Raw genomic sequence first — 245 nt, 5'->3', positions numbered from 1 at the left:
GCCAATTCGAGGACAAGACCATGGCAGGCGAAAGACCCTTCATTCCCCTCGGCATTGCGGTCCTGACCGTTTCGGACAGCCGCACGCTGGAGAATGACAAATCCGGCGATACGCTCGTCGCAAGGCTGGAGGAAGCGGGCCACAGGCTCGCGGCGCGCGCCATCGTGCCTGATGACAGGGCAGCGATTGCCGGCACCGTGCGCGACTGGACGCTCTCTGAAGGCGTGGATGTGGTGATCACCACC

At 63.7% G+C, this 245-nt stretch carries 1 protein-coding gene; it reads left to right on the top strand.

The window, feature by feature from the left end; genetic code table 11:
* A partial coding sequence (locus SB816_RS34145; RefSeq protein ID WP_410548516.1) for a molybdenum cofactor biosynthesis protein B occupies positions 1 to 245 on the top strand: 245 nt, incomplete at both ends.

Source organism: Achromobacter sp. SIMBA_011, assembly GCF_046535435.1.
Classification (GTDB): domain Bacteria; phylum Pseudomonadota; class Gammaproteobacteria; order Burkholderiales; family Burkholderiaceae_B; genus Achromobacter; species Achromobacter dolens.
This window is presented reverse-complemented; position numbering and strand designations above follow the sequence as displayed.